Source organism: Massilia soli, assembly GCF_016809835.1.
Lineage (GTDB): Bacteria > Pseudomonadota > Gammaproteobacteria > Burkholderiales > Burkholderiaceae_D > Telluria_A > Telluria_A soli.
In genome coordinates this window covers 1-16,526 of record NZ_JAFBIL020000001.1, presented here as the reverse complement: position 1 = coordinate 16,526, position 16,526 = coordinate 1, and the positions used below count along the sequence as shown (strand labels likewise).

The window sequence follows — 16,526 nt, the reverse complement described above, 5'->3', positions numbered from 1 at the left end:
ACCAATTAAAGGCTCCCATGACCGTTGTTGGCATACTGCTGGCCGCTGGCAAAGGGCGCCGCTTCGATCCGACGGGCGAGCGTAACAAGCTGCTGCAGCCATGGCCTGGCACCGGCACCGTCGTCGCGGGCAGTGCCGCGGCAATGCTGGCCGTGCTGCCGAGGGTAGTCGCGGTGGTGGGCCCGGAAGGAGAGGGCGTTGCGGCCGAGTTGCGTGCCCTCGGCTGCCAGGTGACCGAATGCGCAGCTGCCGCCGATGGCATGGGCGTGTCGCTTGCCCATGCAGTCAAGGTCGCGGCGGACGATGCCGACGGCTGGCTGATCGCGCTGGCAGACATGCCCGAGGTTCAATCGTCGACCATCAAGGCGCTGGCCGAGGCGATCAAGCAGGGCAGCGACATCGCGATACCGGTTATGCAGGGCCGGCGCGGCAATCCAGTGGCTTTTAGCCGGCTGCACCTGGCTGGCTTGCTGGCGCTGCACGGCGACCAGGGCGCGCGAAACATCGTGAGATCGCATCCGGTACTTGAAGTAGAGGTCAGCGATCCGGGCATATTCCAGGATATTGACACTGCTGCCGACCTGAGCGTGCAAAGGGTTTCAGGCTAAACTATATCGACAAAGTGACACACACAGGATCAGTATGAAAAAGACATCGGCAAAACGAGCGCCTGCCATCCAGTACACCATCATCCCGAAGAACCTCGCTGGGCATCTGTTCGACGTTAGTGTCACCGTTGCGGCGCCCGCGGACGCCGGCCAGGTATTCGCGCTGCCGGCATGGATCCCCGGCAGCTACATGATCCGCGAGTTCGCGCGCAACATCGTCCAGATCCGCGCCGAGTCGAATGGCAAACCGGTGGCACTCACCAAGGTCGACAAGCACACCTGGCGCGCCGCCCCGGTGTCCGGCGCGCTCACCGTGCAGTACGAAGTCTACGCATGGGACCTGTCGGTGCGCGCCGCCCACCTCGACCAGACCCACGGCTTTTTCAACGGCACCAGCGTTTTCCTGCGGGTGCTGGGGCAAGAAGACATGGCGCATGAAGTCGACATCCAGCGCCCGCTTGACCCGGCCGCCACTACCTGGCGCGTTGCGACCGCAATGGCCGAACTGGGCGCGAAGCGCTACGGTTTCGGCACCTACGTGGCGTCTAACTACGATGAACTGATCGACCACCCGGTCGAGATGGGCGACTTTGCCCTTGCCACCTTCAAGGCGCATGGCATCCCGCATGACATCGTGATCACCGGCCGGGTGCCGAACCTGGACATGTCGCGCCTGCAGGCAGACCTGAAAGCCGTCTGCGAAACTCAGATCGCTTTCTTCGAACCGCGTACCAGGCGCGCGCCGATGGACCGCTACGTGTTCCTGACGATGGCCGTCGGCGACGGCTACGGCGGCCTGGAACACCGCGCCTCCACTGCGCTGATCTGCAACCGCAACGACCTGCCAAGCACCAGCGCCGCCAAGTTTTCGGAACCGAGCGACGGCTATGTCAAGTTTCTCGGGCTGTGCAGCCACGAGTACTTCCACACCTGGAACGTCAAGCGCATCAAGCCTGCGGCGTTTGCGCCGTACGACCTGCAGAACGAGACCTACACTCCGCTTCTTTGGCTGTTCGAGGGTTTCACCAGCTACTACGACGACCTGCTGCTGGTGCGTAGTGGCCTCATTTCGGAAGCCTCGTACCTCAAGCTGCTTGGCAAGGCGATCGGCGGCGTCCTGCGCGGCAGCGGACGCACCAAGCAAAGTGTCGCCGATTCGAGCTTCGACGCATGGAGCAAGTACTATCGCCAGGACGAGAACGCGCCGAACGCGATTGTCAGCTACTACGGCAAGGGATCGCTGATCGCGTTGGCGTTCGACCTGACGATTCGGGCCAAGACCGAGGGACGCAAGTCGCTCGACGACGTCATGCTGGCGCTGTGGCAGCGCTTCGGACATGACTTCTATCCGACTGTTGGACGCGGCGTGACGGAGGCCGAGGTCGAAGCGCTGTTCGACGAAATTAGTGGACTCAAGCTCAAACCGATGTTCGAGCGCTATGTGCGCGGAACCGAAGACCTGCCGTTGGCGAAGCTGTATGCGCCATTTGGCGTCAAGCTGACCGACGAGCGCAAGAATGCAAAGCCTTCGCTGGATGTGAGCATCGGGCGCGAAGGGGCGGACTGTAAATTGAGCCAGGTGCACGAAAGCGGCGCAGCGCATGCGGCGGGCTTGTCGGCGGGGGATTTGCTGGTTGCTGTGGACGGGCTGCGGGTGATGGGCAATCCGAACAATCTTGAAGGACTGCTGTCGCGCTTCAAGGTTGGCGATACCGTGACGGTACACGCGTTCCGGCGCGATGAGTTGATGACGTTCGATGTGGTGCTGCAGGGTGACCGGGTGCCGGGCATTACGCTGGCCGCGCCGGAGAAGAAGGTCAAGGGATTCGCGAGGCCTAGCGCCGCGCGTTGAGGTCAATTCGGCGGATCGCAGTTTATCGTGATGCCGTCTTGACCGGAACTCGTAGGGCGGAAGAGCGCAACGCGCGTCATCCGCCGTTTTTATCCGAACAGCCGCTCAAGCTCGACGCCCGGATCCGGCGCGCGCATGAACGCTTCGCCAACCAAAAACGCGTGCACATTCGCGTCGCGCATGCGTTTCACGTCATCCGGCACCATGATTCCCGATTCAGTCACCACCAGCTTGTCGGCCGGTATGCGCGGCAGCAGGTCGATCGTGGTGTCCAGCGAGGTCTCGAAGGTGCGCAGGTTGCGGTTGTTGATGCCCACCAGCGGCGTGCGCAGCTTGAGCGCCGCGGTCAGCTCGTCGCCGTCGTGTACTTCCACCAGCACATCGAGTCCCAGTTCCAGCGCGCAGGCTTCCATCTCCGCCATCAGCCCGTGATCGAGCGCCGAGACGATCAGCAAGATCGCATCCGCACCCATCGCGCGGGCTTCGTACACCTGGTACAGGTCGATTAAAAAGTCCTTGCGGATCACCGGAATATCGACCGCGGCGCGCGCGGCTTTCAAATACTCGACCGAGCCTTGAAAAAAGTTCACATCGGTGAGCACCGACAAACACGCCGCACCATGGCGCGCATACGTCTCGGCGATATTCGCCGGGCGGAAGTCCTGGCGCAGCACGCCTTTCGACGGCGACGCCTTCTTAACTTCCGCGATCACGCCGGCTTTGCCCGCCGCGATGTGCTTGCGCATGCTCGCTTCAAACCCGCGCAGGTTGCGGCGGCCTTCAGCATCGGCTTCCACGTCGCGGCGCAGGCTGGCCAGGTCGCGGTGCTTTTTGGCGGCGGCGACTTCGTCTGCCTTTACCGAGAGGATCTTGTTGAGGATATCTGACATGGTCTGTTAGCTTCCGCCGAGCTGCTGGGTCACCTGGACGAACTGCTGCAGCTTCGCCTTGGCGGCCCCGGAGTTGATTGATTCGCGCGCCTTTACCAGACCATCTTCGATCGACGATGCGACACCTGCCGCGTACAGCGCGGTGGCGGCGTTCAGGCAGACGATGTCGTACGGTGCGCCCGGCTCGCCGCCAAGCGCTGCCATCATCATGGCCATCGACTCGGTCGAATTGGCCACCTTCAGGTTGCGGCTGGCGATCATCTGCATGCCGAAGTCTTCCGGATGGATTTCGTATTCGCGAATTTCGCCATTGACCAGTTCACCGACCATGGTCGATGCGCCAAGCGATACTTCGTCCATGTTGTCGCGGCCCCACACCACGATCGCGTGCTGTGCGCCGAGCCGCTGCAGTACGCGTACCTGGATGCCGACCAGGTCGGCATGGAACACGCCCATCAGGATATTCGGGGCGCCGGCTGGATTGGTCAGCGGCCCGAGGATGTTGAAGATGGTGCGCACGCCCAGTTCCTTGCGCACCGGCGCGGCGTGCTTCATCGCGGCGTGGTGGTTGGGGGCGAACATGAAGCCGATGCCGGTCTGCGCGATCGACTGGGCGATCTGCTCGGGCTTGAGGTTGATGTTGGCGCCCAGCGCTTCGATCACGTCGGCGCTGCCGGACGACGACGACACACTGCGGCCGCCGTGCTTGGCCACGCGCGCGCCGCCAGCGGCGGCGACGAACATCGACGCGGTCGAGATATTGAAGGTGTGCGCGCCGTCGCCGCCGGTGCCGACAATGTCGAGCAGGTTGGTGGTGTCGGCCATCGGCACCTTGGTCGAAAACTCGCGCATGACTTGCGCGGCGGCCGCGATCTCGCCGATGGTTTCCTTCTTGACGCGCAGTCCCATGGTCAGCGCAGCGACCATCGTCGGCGACATTTCGCCCGACATGATCTGGCGGAACAGGTGCAGCATCTCGTCGTGGAAAATCTCGCGGTGGTCGATACAGCGCAGCAGGGCTTCTTGTGGGGTGATAGGCATTCGGTAGCTCCTGGGTTATGGCGCTGTGCGCTCGAGGAAGTTCTTCAGCAGTGCGTGGCCGTGCTCGGACAAAATCGACTCGGGGTGGAACTGCACACCCTCGATATCGTAGTCCTTGTGGCGCACTCCCATGATCTCGCCGTCGTCGGTCCACGCGGTCACTTCCAGGCAGGCCGGCAGCGAACTACGTTCAATGGCCAGCGAGTGGTAGCGGATCACGGTGAACGGGCTTGGCAAATCCTTGAACACGCCTTCGCCGGTGTGGGCGATCAGCGAGGTTTTGCCGTGCATGACCTGCTTGGCGCGGATAACCTTGCCGCCGAACGCGGCGCCCATGGCCTGGTGGCCGAGGCATACGCCCAATATCGGCAGCTTGCCCTTGAAGTGTTCGAGGATCGCGATCGAAATGCCCGCTTCGGCCGGCGTTTTCGGGCCCGGCGAAATGCAGATGCGGTCGGGCTTCATCGCTTCGATCTCTTCGATCGTGATTTCATCGTTGCGCACGGTGCGCACTTCCTCGCCCAACTCGCCGAAGTACTGCACCAGGTTGTAGGTGAACGAGTCGTAGTTATCGATCATCAGCAGCATGTCAGAGCTCCCCATCCAGGCCGTCTTGCACCTGTTCCGCCGCGCGCAGCACGGCGCGTGCCTTGTTTTCGGTTTCTTGCCATTCCATCTCAGGAATCGAGTCGGCCACGATCCCGGCCGCGGCTTGGACGTACAGCATGCCGTCCTTGATGACGCCGGTGCGGATCGCGATCGCCACATCCATCTCGCCGCCGAAACTCAGGTAGCCGCAGGCGCCGCCGTAGATGCCGCGCTTGGTCGGCTCCAGCTCGTCGATGACCTCCATGGCGCGCACTTTCGGCGCGCCGGTCAGGGTCCCGGCAGGGAAGGTGGCGCGCAGCACGTCGAGGTTCGACATGCCTTTTTTCAGCCTGCCTTCGACGTTCGAGACGATGTGCTGAACGTGCGAGTATTTTTCGATGACCATGCGGTCGGTGACGGCGACGCTGCCGATCTCCGAGATCCGGCCCAGGTCATTGCGCGCCAGGTCGATCAGCATCACGTGCTCGGCGACTTCTTTCGGGTCGGCCAGCAGTTCTTCGGCCAGCTGGGCGTCGCGCTCCGGGGTGGCGCCGCGCGAACGGGTGCCGGCGATCGGGCGCAGCGTGACCTTGCGGCCGCCGTCGGGCAGGGTTTCGTTGCGGACCAGGATCTCCGGCGAGGCGCCGACGATCTGCATGTCGCCGAAATTGTAGTAGTACATATACGGCGACGGGTTCAGCGAACGCAGCGCGCGGTACAGGGTCAGCGGGTTGTCGACATACGGCTTGCGGATGCGCTGGCCGATCTGCACTTGCATCAGGTCGCCGGCCATCACGTATTCATGCGCGCGCGCGACCGCCTTCAGATAGTCTTCCTTGCTGAAGTCGCGGATCGCCTCGGTGCGTACCGAGCTCGAGGTAACCGGCGCGTCGACGCCGCGGCGCAGCATCATGCGCAGGTCTTTCAGGCGCTGGCGCGCTTTCGAGAACGACTCAGGCTGGGTGGTGTCGGCGTAGACGATCAGGTACAGCTTGCCGGACAGGTTGTCGATGACCGCCAGTTCCTCGGTCACCATCAGCTGGATGTCGGGCAGGCCCAGGTCGTCCTTGGGCGCGCCGTCGGCCAGCTTGCGCTCGATGTGGCGCACGGTGTCGTAGCCGAAGTAGCCGGCCAGGCCGCCGCAGAAGCGCGGCATGCCAGGGCGCAGCGCGACCTTGAAGCGGGCCTGATATTGTTCGATGAAGTCGAGCGGATTGCCGTCGTGGGTTTCGATGACGCTGCCGTTCTTGACGATCTCGGTGCGGCTTCCAAACGTGCGCAGCACGGTCGTCGCCGGCAGGCCGATGAAGGAGTAGCGGCCGAAGCGCTCGCCGCCGACCACCGATTCGAGCAGGAAGGTGTTCTTGCCTGCGTTCTGGGTCTGGGCCAGCTTGAGGTAGAGCGTGAGCGGGGTTTCGAGATCGGCGAAGGCTTCCGCGATCAATGGAATACGGTTGTAGCCTTCAGCGGCCAGCGATTGGAATTCGAGTTCGGTCATGCTTTTCTCCAGGCCGCCAGGCATAGTTGTAGATGGCGGTGGGTTTCAAAAAACCTGTCGGCGTGCGCAGGCACGCGACAGCAATCAGTACGGGTTACTTAGCCCAGGATTGCCAGCGTCGCCAAAGCCAGGCCTCAATCGAGCCGGCTTGCGTGACATTGTGTTTTTTGATGAAAAACATGCGATTTTTGTCTAGTGTGCGCTGTGGTTATGCGTTTGAATCAGGGTTGCTGCCTGGAGCAACGATTCAACTATACCATCGGAATCCGTTTCGTGTATAGACCGTCCGTGGTTATAACCATATGGCACAGTGAGTACATAGCAGCCGGCCGCGCGCGCCGCTTCGGCGTCGTTGGACGAGTCGCCGATGGCCACGACTTGCCGCGGATCGAGGTCGAAATCGCTGCAGACCTGCAGCAGCGGCATCGGGTCGGGCTTCTTGCGCGGGAAGGAGTCGCCGCCGTAGACGATCTCGAAGTAGGGCGCCAGGCCCTTCTGCGCCAGCAGCGGCAGCGCGAACGCCAGCGGCTTGTTGGTCACGCACGCCAGGCGCAGGCCTTGCGCGCGCAGCGCCTTCAGGCCCGCTTCGACGTCGATGTACAGGGTGCTGTGCTGGCCGTTGATGTCGAGGTAGTGGCGCTGGTAGGCGTCCATCGCTTCCCCGATGCGCTGTTCGACGCCGGCGCTGTCGAAGTCCTGCGCCAGCACGCCGCGGATCAGGTTCTCCGAGCCTTTGCCGACCATCAGCGCAATGGCTTCCTGGGTGATGGCGGCCAGGTCGAACTCGGCGCGCATGCGGTTGATTGCGACGTGGAAGTCGGGGATCGTGTCGAGCATCGTGCCGTCAAGGTCGATGATCGCCGCACGGATCGGGGAGGCGCCTGGCTTCATTATTTGCCGGTGGTTGCCAGCTGCGCGCGCATCGCGTCGATCACGCCCTTGTAGTCTGGCTGGCCGAAGATGGCCGAGCCGGCGACGAAGGTGTCGGCGCCTGCTGCGGCTGCGGCGGCGATGTTGTCGATCTTGATGCCGCCGTCGACTTCCAGCATGATGTCGCGGCCCGATTCGTCGATCTTCTTGCGCGCGTAGGCGATCTTGGTGAGGGCTTCAGGGATGAACGACTGGCCGCCGAAGCCCGGGTTGACCGACATGATCAGGATCATGTCGATCTTGTCCATCACGTGGTCGAGGTAGTGCATCGGGGTGCCCGGGTTGAACACCAGGCCGGCCTTGCAGCCGTTGTCGCGGATCAGCTGCAGCGTGCGGTCGATGTGCTCGGACGCTTCCGGGTGGAAGGTGATGATGTTGGCGCCTGCCTTGGCAAAGTCGGGAATCAGGCGGTCGACCGGCTTGACCATCAGGTGCACGTCGATCGGCACTTGCACGTGCGGGCGGATCGCGGCGCAGACCAGCGGTCCGATCGTCAGGTTGGGAACATAATGATTGTCCATCACATCGAAGTGAATGATGTCGGCGCCGGCGGCGACAACATTGCGGACTTCCTCGCCCAGGCGGGCGAAGTCGGCGGACAGGATGCTGGGAGCGATGCGGAATGTGGTCATGACGGGTTCTGGCAAAAATGAAAGATGCGCTATTTTACGCTGTTCGCTACCTGCCATTGCGCTACGCCACCATTTCGCAGCCCGTTGTATCATGGGCAAACCACCCGCGCCGCGGTAATTTCGTTCAGTCTGCTTCGTCGTTCCCGCGAAGGCGGGAATCCATAGCGCGCTCACTCATGCGAACTATAGGTTCCCGCTTTCGCGGGAACGACGGCCGCTGCCAACTGAGCGCCATGACCGCGCTGCGGGCACCTTTAGTTCACAAAAGCAATACAAACAGCATTACGCGAGGGGCACCGATGGCCGTTTATGACTTCGCTGTAACCGTCAGGACCCAGTACCTGGCCGAGCAGTCCGATCCAAGCAACAGCAACTATTTTTTCACCTACACGATTACGATCAAGAATACCGGCACGGTGCCGGCCCAGCTGATTTCACGGCACTGGGTGATCACCGATGGAAACAACGACGTGCAGGAAGTGCGCGGCCTGGGCGTGGTCGGCCATCAGCCGCTGCTGAAGCCGGACGAACAGTTCGAATACACCAGCGGCACGTCGATGTCGACGCCGCAGGGCTCGATGCACGGTGAATACTTCTGCGTCGCGGAGGACGGCCATCAGTTCGAGGTCAAGATTCCCGAATTCGTGCTGTCGCTGCCGCGCACACTGCATTAATTAGCGGTCCTGCTCGCCCGGCGCCTTGTCGTCGGCGGGCGCGGGCGGCGTGCCGGGCTGCTGGTCGTCGTTGGGTTTGGCGCCGGAAAACATGGTCCACCATACGATAAACACCAGCAAAAACAGCGCGATACCCGCTTCAATCATCAGCAACCACATATCATTCCTTATGTTATCTACACGCAGCAGTTTACTCGTTTCGCTGGCAGTCGTCGGATTGGCGCTGACAGCCTGCACCACCACGCCACCGCCGCCGCCGATCGTGATGCCGCCGCCGGTGAAGGTGGTTTCGCCGCCGGTCGTCGCGCCGGTGCCGCCTCCGGTCGAGGTGCCGCCACCGAAACCGGCGCCGGCGCCACTGATGACGCCGACCACGTTCAGCGCCTTGCCGGGCTGGGATCGCGACGACGTGCGCGAAGCACTGCCGTCGTTCCTGAATTCGTGCATCGTCCTGATTCGCAGGCCCGACTGGAGCCAGGCCTGCGCGGCGGCGCGCGCGCTGAATCCGAATGACGGCGCAGCGGTGCGCGCGTTTTTTGAAAACAATTTCGTGCCGAACCTGATCCGCGCCGAGGATGGCTCGGACACCGGCTTGATCACCGGCTACTACGAGCCATTGCTGCGCGGCGCCCGCACGCGCGGCGGTGAATTCCAGACGCCCCTGTATAAAGTGCCGGATGATTTGCTGACGGTGGACCTGGCCAGTGTGTACCCGAGCCTGAAAGGCATGCGCCTGCGCGGTCGCGTGGTCGGCAAGAAAGTCATCCCGTACAGCACCCGCGCCGAGATCGACCGGGCCGAGGTCAATGGCAAGGAACTGTTATGGGTCGACAGCGCAGTCGATGCCTTCTTCCTCGAAGTGCAGGGATCGGGCCGCGTTGCGCTGGCCGACACCGGCGAGACGGTGCGCGTGGCCTTCGCCGACCAGAACGGCCATCCGTACAAAGCCATCGGCCGCTGGCTGGTCGAGCAGGGCGAGCTGACCGTCGAGCAGGCGACGATGCAGGGCATCAAGGGCTGGATCGAGGCGAACCCGGCGCGCCGCCAGGAACTGTTCAATGCCAACCCGAGCTATATCTTCTTCAAGGAAGAGCGCCTGCCTGACCCGCGCGTAGGGCCGAAGGGGGCGATGGGCGTGCCGCTGACGCCGGCTCGGTCGGTGGCGATCGATCCTAAATTCATTCCGCTTGGCGCGCCAATTTACTTGTCGACGACCGAAGCGGCCAGCGAAGTGCCGATGCAGCGCCTGATGATGGCGCAGGACACCGGCGGCGCGATCCGCGGCGCGGTGCGGGCCGACTTCTTCTACGGCTTTGGCAACGAAGCGGGCGACAAGGCCGGCCGCATGAAGCAGCGCGGCCAGGTGTGGGTGCTGATGCCGAAGCCGGCCGCACGGTAAACCCGCGTCGCTCCGTCATTCCCGCGAAAGCGGGAATCGATCGGCGTCATCGACAGGCTCACGATGGATTCCCGCCTGCGCCGGAATGACGATTGCGATGTCATGATCGCGTCATATGGCGTTGCAATAATGTCTAGCTTCCATGTCCTTTCAAGGTATCCGATGCTAGTCCGTCCGCGCCGCCACCTGCTGGCACTCCTGACCCTTCCTTTTGCGTTGTTGACCGCCTGCGGCGGTGACAATCCCGAGCCCGAGCGCACGCCGGTCGCGCTGACGCTGCAGAAAATCGGCGCGTTCAATGGCGCGGTGACCGGGGCGGCTGAGATCACTGCCTACGATGCTGCGAGCAAGCGCTTGTTCGTCGTGAATGGCGCGAACGGTTCGGTCGATGTGCTCGATATCAGCAATCCCGCCGCGCCTGCGCGGGTCGGCACGATCCAGGCGACCGCGCTGGGCGCCGGCGTGAACAGTGTCGCGGTGCATGACGGACTGGTCGCGCTGGCGATCGAAGGCAAGGTCAAGACCTCGCCCGGCGTGGTCGGCTTCTACAATGCCGCCGACCTGAAATTGCTGCATTCGGTTAGCGTCGGCGCCTTGCCTGACATGGTCGTTTTCACCCCGGACGGCAAAACCCTGCTGGTCGCCAACGAAGGCGAGCCGAACAGCTACGGACTGGCCGATTCGGTCGACCCTGAGGGTTCGGTCAGCGTCATCACCGTCAACCGCACTGGCACCTCGACCGTGACTACCGCCGATTTCAAGTCCTTCATCGGCAAGGAAAGCGAACTGCGCAACGCTGGCGTGCGCATTTATGGCCCGGGCGCCAATGCGGCGCAGGACCTGGAGCCGGAATACATCGCGGTCAGCGCCGACGGCAAGACCGCTTACGTGACGCTGCAGGAAAACAATGCGATTGCGGTCGTCGACATCGCCACGGCGAAAGTGAGTTCGGTCAAGCCGCTTGGCTTCAAGAACCACAACGCGGCAGGCGCGGGCATGGATGCCAGCGATGAGGACGGCGGCGTCAACACCAACAGCGGCACGCCTGCCATCAAGATCGCACCGCAACCGGTCAAGGGGATGTACCTTCCCGATGCGATCGCCAGCTTCACGGTGAACAATACCCGCTACCTGGTCACCGCCAACGAAGGCGATGCACGCGCCGACTGGCCAGGCTTTAACGAAGAAACCCGGGTGCGCGCGCATTGCCCGCAAGGACTCGATCCGGCGGTGTTCGGCGCCGACGCTGCCAACTTGCTGTTCGATTCGAGCCTGGGACGCTTGCGCGTGACCACCGCGCCAAACGGTGGCAAGACCGGAAAGAATGCGGCGGGGCAGTGCACCGAGCTGTATTCGTTCGGCGCGCGGTCGTTCTCGATCTGGTCGGCGGATGTGGCGCTGGTGTTCGATTCGGGCGATGACCTGGAGCAGCGCACCAAGGCGCTGGCCAATGTCAACTTTAACGCCGGTCACGAAGACAATAACCTTGACGCCCGCAGCGCCAACAAGGGACCAGAGCCTGAAGGCGTGGTCGTTGGCACCTTTGGCGCCAAGACATTTGCCTTCATTGGCCTGGAGCGCGTAGGCGGCGTGATGGTGTACGACGTCAGCATTCCAACGGCGCCCGTGTTCGTCACCTACCTGAACACCCGCACCGGCACCACGGGCGACCTGGGGCCGGAGGGGCTGGCGTTGATCCTGGCCGATAAATCGCCTAACGGCAAGCCACTGCTTGTCGTCGGCAATGAAATCAGCGGAACCACAGTCATCTTCCAGCTTAATCTGACCTACTAGGCAGCAGGCATTTCGTCCGGGATCTGAGTAAGGCGATACAATCGGCGATACAAGTTCATTAATATATGGAGAGCCCGATGCAGTACGCAGACCTGATTATCGAAACCCACGGCCGCGTGGCCGTGATTCGCCTGAACCGCCCTAAGGCGCTGAATGCGCTTAACGACAACATGATGAACGAGCTGGGCGACGCGCTCTACAAGTTCGATGCCGACAGCAATATCGGCTGCATCATCCTGACCGGCAGCGAGAAGGCATTTGCTGCCGGCGCCGATATCGCGGCGATGGCGAAGTACGATTACACCGATACGTACGGCGGCAATTACATCGGCCGCAACTGGGAACACATCCTCAACGTGCGCAAGCCGGTGATCGGCGCGGTCGCCGGTTATGTCCTGGGTGGCGGCTGCGAACTGGCAATGATGTGCGACTTCCTGATCGCCGCCGACAGCGCCAAGTTTGGCCAGCCTGAAATCAAGGTCGGCGTCACTCCGGGCGCCGGTGGCACCCAGCGCCTGCCGCGCACCATCGGCAAATCGAAGGCCATGGACATGCTGTTGACTACGCGCATGATCGATGCCGCCGAAGCCGAGCGCACCGGCCTGGTGTCGCGCGTTGTTGCTGCTGACAAGCTGATGGAAGAGGCGATTGCAGTTGCCACGACCATCTCGGCGATGCCGTTGTCGGTGGCGATGCAGATCAAGGACAGCGTCAACCGCGCGTTCGAGACCACGCTGACCGAAGGCGTGCGCTACGAACGCCGCTACTTCCACGCCGGTTTCGGCACGCCTGCGCAAAAAGAAGGCATGAGCGCCTTCCTCGAAAAGCGCGCGCCGAAGTTCGACGGCCTGTAAGCACGGCCACCCGCCTCGCGCCATCCGGCGGCGCGGCGGCGGGTGTTGCTTATTTGTCTTGATCGTCTGTAAACACCGTGCTACTGTCGCGTCATTATTGTGGTTGCATATGACAGGCAGGACGGGAGCGCGGCGTGGGTTACAAGATGATCGACTGGCAGGACGCGCACCTGCAAGCATTTCTTTCCGCACAAAACGAGATTGAGTTTTTTGCCAGCCTGTCCAAGGCCGTGAAGGAGCTCGGGTTCGACTACTGTGCCTACGGCATGCGCAAGCCGCTGCCGTTCTCCAATCCCAAGACCTTCATGCTCAATAACTACGCACCCGCGTGGCAAGAGCGTTATGCCGCCGAAAATTACCTGTCGATCGACCCGACTGTCGCCCACGGGATGAAATCCGTGTTGCCGCTGGTCTGGTCGGATAACGTGTTCCAGGATTGCCGCGATTTTTGGGAAGACGCCAACTCGCACGGCGTGCGCGTCGGCTGGGCCCAGTCGTCGTTCGACGCCAGGGGCGTGGCCGGATTGCTGTCGCTGGCGCGTTCCGACGATCCATTGTCCGAGGCCGAGCTGCGCCACAACGCGCCGCGCATGGCGTGGCTGGTCCAGCTTGCTCATGAGCGCATGACGTCGCTGCTGTCGGCCAAGGGTTACAGCGACGAGCCAGTGGTGCTGACCGGGCGCGAGGCCGAGGTGTTGCGCTGGACCGCGGACGGCAAGACGTCGAGCGAGGTTGGCGAAATCATGAATATCGCCGAGCGCACCGTCAACTTCCACGTCAACAACGCCATCGCCAAGCTTGGCACGACCAATAAAACCGCCGCCGTCATCAAGGCGGCAATGCTGCGCCTGCTCTGACCCGCGCTGCGTCTGTCACTAATGACAGTACCGCAACGGGCGCGCCTGACTTCTAATACAGCCTTGTACCTGCACGCGCGATGGCGCACCCGTGCAGCAATCACTTCTGGAGACGATGATGGCACCACTGGACCAAACCCTGGCTGCGGCAGGCGAATCGCGGCTTGCCGCAGGCGAGCTGCTGCGCCTTGAAGGCGTCACCTTCACGTATCGGGGCGGCCAGGCCGCGGTCGATGATGTGAGCCTGTCGCTCGGCCCTGGGATTCTTGGGCTGCTTGGGCCCAATGGTGCCGGCAAGTCGACCATGATGCGGATGCTGGCGACACTGACCCAGCCCACCGGAGGGCGGATTATCTGGAAGGGTGTCGATATCTCGCGCGATCCCGACGCGCTGCGCGTGTCGCTCGGTTATCTGCCGCAGGATTTCGGCGTCTACCCGGCACTGAGCGCGCGCGAGTTCCTGCGCTATCTCGCCGCGGTCAAGGGCCTGCCGCAAGCGCTGGCGCGCCGCCGCGTCAATGAATGCATCGAGCAGGTCGGACTCACGGCGGATGCCGATCGCCGCCTTGGGGACTTTTCAGGCGGCATGCGCCAGCGCGTCGGCATCGCCCAGGCCTTGCTGAATGATCCGCAGCTGCTGATCGCCGACGAGCCGACGGTAGGCCTGGATCCTGGCGAGCGCTTGCGCTTCCGGCACCTGCTCACCGAACTGGCCGGCCAGCGCCTTGTAATACTATGTACCCACATTGTGTCCGACGTTGAGGCCAGCGCTACTGCGCTGGCGGTCATGCGCAAGGGACGGCTGGTGTTCTCCGGGAGCCCCGACGCCTTGCTCGGTCGTGCCGTGGGCAAGGTGTGGGACTGGACGGTGGCGCCGGAGCGTCTCGACGAAATTCGCGCCGCCTACCATGTCAGCAACAGCCTGCGCAGGGCAGACGGTGTACGCGTGCGCCTGATGTCGCCAGTCTCGCCGGGCCCTGGCGCGGAAGCGGTGCAGCCGTCCCTTGAAGACGCCTACGTGTCGCTGCTGGCCGCCAGCGAGGAGCGCTGAAATGGAAGCGCTGCGCCGTTTTGGCGCGATTGTCGGCGCCGACCTGCTGGAACGCACCCGGTCGACGAGGTTCTGGGTCATCCAGGCCCTGATCTGCGTCGCCAGCTGGTGGAGCTTTCCCACCATGGACAAAAGCTACGTGGTGCTTGCGATAAATGGCCACCTGCGCGGCGAATACACCAGCGCATGGATCGGCATGGTCGTGGCCATGCTGTCGGTCTGGCTCACGCTGGTTGGCTTCTATCTGGTGCGCGGCACGCTGGTGCGCGATTTTGAAACCCGCGTCTGGCAACTGCTGGTGGCCACACCGCTGACCAGGTCGGCGTACCTGCTGGCCAAGTGGTGCAGCAACATGGCCGTCCTGTTGCTGGTGTTGGCAGGTGCGCTGGCTGTTGGCCTGATCGCGCAGATGGTGCGCGGCGAGAGCCAGACTATCGACCTGGTAGAGCTTCTCAAGCCGGCGCTGTTCCTGGCAATTCCATCGCTCGCCGTCACGTCGCTGCTGGCGCTGGTGTTCGACCTGGTGCCGTGGCTGCGGCGCACGGCGGGTAACGTGACCTTTTTCATCATTTGGCTGTTCTCGCTCGCCGCTACCGTCCCTGCGATGAATGCTGCGGCGGCGGGCGATGGCGCCGGCCCGTGGCTTGGCGATCCGCGCGGCATGGTCGTATTCCAGCATTCGCTGGTCCGCCAGGTGGCGCCCCAGTTGGCCGACGAAAAGCTCAAAACGGGGTTTTGCATGGTCTGTGTGGTGAAAACCGAGCGCAGGGGAACGTTTGTCTGGAACGAGTGGCAACAAGACGCGGCGATGATGGCCGGGCGCCTGGTGTGGCTGTTGCTGGCGATTGGCGGCGTCTTCCTGTGCGCTCCCTGGCTCGACCGGGCCGCTGCAAGCTGCCAAGTGGCTCGCGTGGCGTCGGCCAGCGGCAGCGGGCGAACACTGCGCATCCTTGATGTGTTGCTGGCGCCGCTGCAGAACTCCCAGCTGGGCGCGCTGGTAGCCGCCGAGACGCAACTGACCTTGCGTCAGCGGCCGGTATGGTGGTGGCTGGCGCTGCTGGGGACCGCCGGCGCCGGGCTGCTGGCGCCGATGCCTGCTGCCGCGTTCGCGGTGGTTGGCGGTTGGGCCCTGCTGCTCGACAAGTACGGCCAGGCAGCCCTGCATGAACGTACGACCAGGACCGGGCCGATGATCTTTAGTGCTACCGGGGGAGGCAAACGTGTTCTGCAAGCACGCTGGATCGTTCTGTTTGCGCTCGGCCTGCTGGTCAACCTCCCTGCGGTGCTGCGGTTTGGCGTGACCCAGCCCTTGATTGCCTTGGCCATCGTCAGTGTCGCGGCATCGCTTCCTGCATGGGCGCTGGCAGCCGGGGCACTAACGGGCAACTCGCGCACATTTGAGTTGTTGGCCTGTGTTTTCGGCTATCTCGCCCTGAATGGGGTGGCGGTATTGCACGTCGGCACCGATCCGGCGTGGACTTCGTTCATCCATATAGCTGCTTTTCCGGTCGCGTTTGTTGTCGCATTGTCAGCATGGGCGCGGATGAGCAAGTAAGAAAACAAAATACTTGCGCGGTTCCTGCAACGTTTGCTATAGTTCGCCTCCCGCAGATTTAAGCGTACGAAATCAAGTAGTTGCGAAAGATTCATCGGGCGTCTTCTGAAGAGGCGGTAGTAAAAAAGAAGTTGACGAATATCGCGAAACACTGCATAATCTCGCTTCTCTGTTGCTGACAAACACAACGCTTTGTCGACAAGCAGCAAGCAAGCTTTACCGAATAAAGTTCTTTAAAAATTAACAGTCGATAAGTGTGGGCGTTTGATGAAGGTGCCAGTGACTTCGGTCACTGATTACTTA

Annotated in this window: 15 protein-coding genes; 9 read left to right on the top strand and 6 right to left on the bottom strand. The window is 62.7% G+C overall.

What is annotated here, in order from left to right; all coding sequences use genetic code 11:
• Positions 1-17: 17 nt before the first annotated feature.
• Together I4X03_RS00075 and I4X03_RS00070 are read left to right on the top strand one after the other, a co-directional pair.
• Positions 18-608: a nucleotidyltransferase family protein gene (locus I4X03_RS00075; protein WP_223464039.1), complete on the top strand. Its 591-nt coding sequence runs from the start codon at positions 18-20 to the stop codon at positions 606-608.
• 34 nt (positions 609-642) lie between these two features.
• Complete coding sequence (locus I4X03_RS00070) at positions 643-2,460, top strand: M61 family metallopeptidase (RefSeq protein ID WP_223464038.1); 1,818 nt, start codon at positions 643-645, stop codon at positions 2,458-2,460.
• 89 nt (positions 2,461-2,549) lie between these two features.
• Here I4X03_RS00070 and trpC read toward each other — a convergent pair whose 3' ends face one another.
• From trpC to rpe, 6 genes are all read right to left on the bottom strand, one after another.
• Positions 2,550-3,350, bottom strand: a complete 801-nt coding sequence (gene trpC / locus I4X03_RS00065; protein WP_223464037.1) for an indole-3-glycerol phosphate synthase TrpC — start codon at positions 3,348-3,350, stop codon at positions 2,550-2,552.
• 6 nt (positions 3,351-3,356) lie between these two features.
• Positions 3,357-4,391, bottom strand: coding sequence for an anthranilate phosphoribosyltransferase (trpD, locus tag I4X03_RS00060; RefSeq protein ID WP_223464036.1), 1,035 nt, complete (start codon positions 4,389-4,391; stop codon positions 3,357-3,359).
• 15 nt (positions 4,392-4,406) lie between these two features.
• On the bottom strand, positions 4,407-4,979 hold the full coding sequence (locus I4X03_RS00055; RefSeq protein ID WP_223464035.1) for an anthranilate synthase component II: 573 nt from the start codon (positions 4,977-4,979) through the stop codon (positions 4,407-4,409).
• 1 nt (position 4,980) lies between these two features.
• On the bottom strand, positions 4,981-6,477 hold the full coding sequence (gene trpE, locus I4X03_RS00050) for an anthranilate synthase component I (protein ID WP_223464034.1): 1,497 nt from the start codon (positions 6,475-6,477) through the stop codon (positions 4,981-4,983).
• 192 nt (positions 6,478-6,669) lie between these two features.
• Entirely contained in the window at positions 6,670-7,368 is a 699-nt protein-coding gene (locus I4X03_RS00045; protein ID WP_223464033.1) for a phosphoglycolate phosphatase, read from the bottom strand.
• Positions 7,368-8,039, bottom strand: a complete 672-nt coding sequence (gene rpe / locus I4X03_RS00040; protein ID WP_223464032.1) for a ribulose-phosphate 3-epimerase — start codon at positions 8,037-8,039, stop codon at positions 7,368-7,370. Before rpe ends, I4X03_RS00045 begins: the two co-directional genes overlap by 1 nt.
• 299 nt (positions 8,040-8,338) lie before the next feature.
• Here rpe and apaG point away from each other — a divergent pair, with 299 nt between their 5' ends.
• From apaG to I4X03_RS00005, 7 genes are all read left to right on the top strand, one after another.
• Entirely contained in the window at positions 8,339-8,713 is a 375-nt protein-coding gene (apaG, locus tag I4X03_RS00035; RefSeq protein ID WP_223464031.1) for a Co2+/Mg2+ efflux facilitator ApaG/CorD, read from the top strand.
• A gap of 169 nt (positions 8,714-8,882) precedes the next feature.
• On the top strand, positions 8,883-10,112 hold the full coding sequence (mltA, locus tag I4X03_RS00030; protein ID WP_223464030.1) for a murein transglycosylase A: 1,230 nt from the start codon (positions 8,883-8,885) through the stop codon (positions 10,110-10,112).
• 162 nt (positions 10,113-10,274) lie between these two features.
• Positions 10,275-11,906, top strand: coding sequence for a choice-of-anchor I family protein (locus tag I4X03_RS00025; RefSeq protein ID WP_223464029.1), 1,632 nt, complete (start codon positions 10,275-10,277; stop codon positions 11,904-11,906).
• A gap of 77 nt (positions 11,907-11,983) precedes the next feature.
• A complete protein-coding gene (locus I4X03_RS00020) occupies positions 11,984-12,760 on the top strand; it encodes an enoyl-CoA hydratase (RefSeq protein WP_223464028.1) in 777 nt (258 codons plus the stop codon).
• A gap of 134 nt (positions 12,761-12,894) precedes the next feature.
• The gene (locus tag I4X03_RS00015) at positions 12,895-13,617 is read left to right on the top strand and encodes a LuxR family transcriptional regulator (RefSeq protein ID WP_223464027.1); all 723 of its coding nucleotides are present in this window, start codon (positions 12,895-12,897) and stop codon (positions 13,615-13,617) included.
• A gap of 118 nt (positions 13,618-13,735) precedes the next feature.
• On the top strand, positions 13,736-14,668 hold the full coding sequence (locus I4X03_RS00010; protein ID WP_223464026.1) for an ATP-binding cassette domain-containing protein: 933 nt from the start codon (positions 13,736-13,738) through the stop codon (positions 14,666-14,668).
• A 1-nt stretch (position 14,669) separates the two neighbouring features.
• Complete coding sequence (locus I4X03_RS00005; RefSeq protein ID WP_223464025.1) at positions 14,670-16,223, top strand: hypothetical protein; 1,554 nt, start codon at positions 14,670-14,672, stop codon at positions 16,221-16,223.
• The last annotated feature ends 303 nt before the right edge of the window (positions 16,224-16,526 follow it).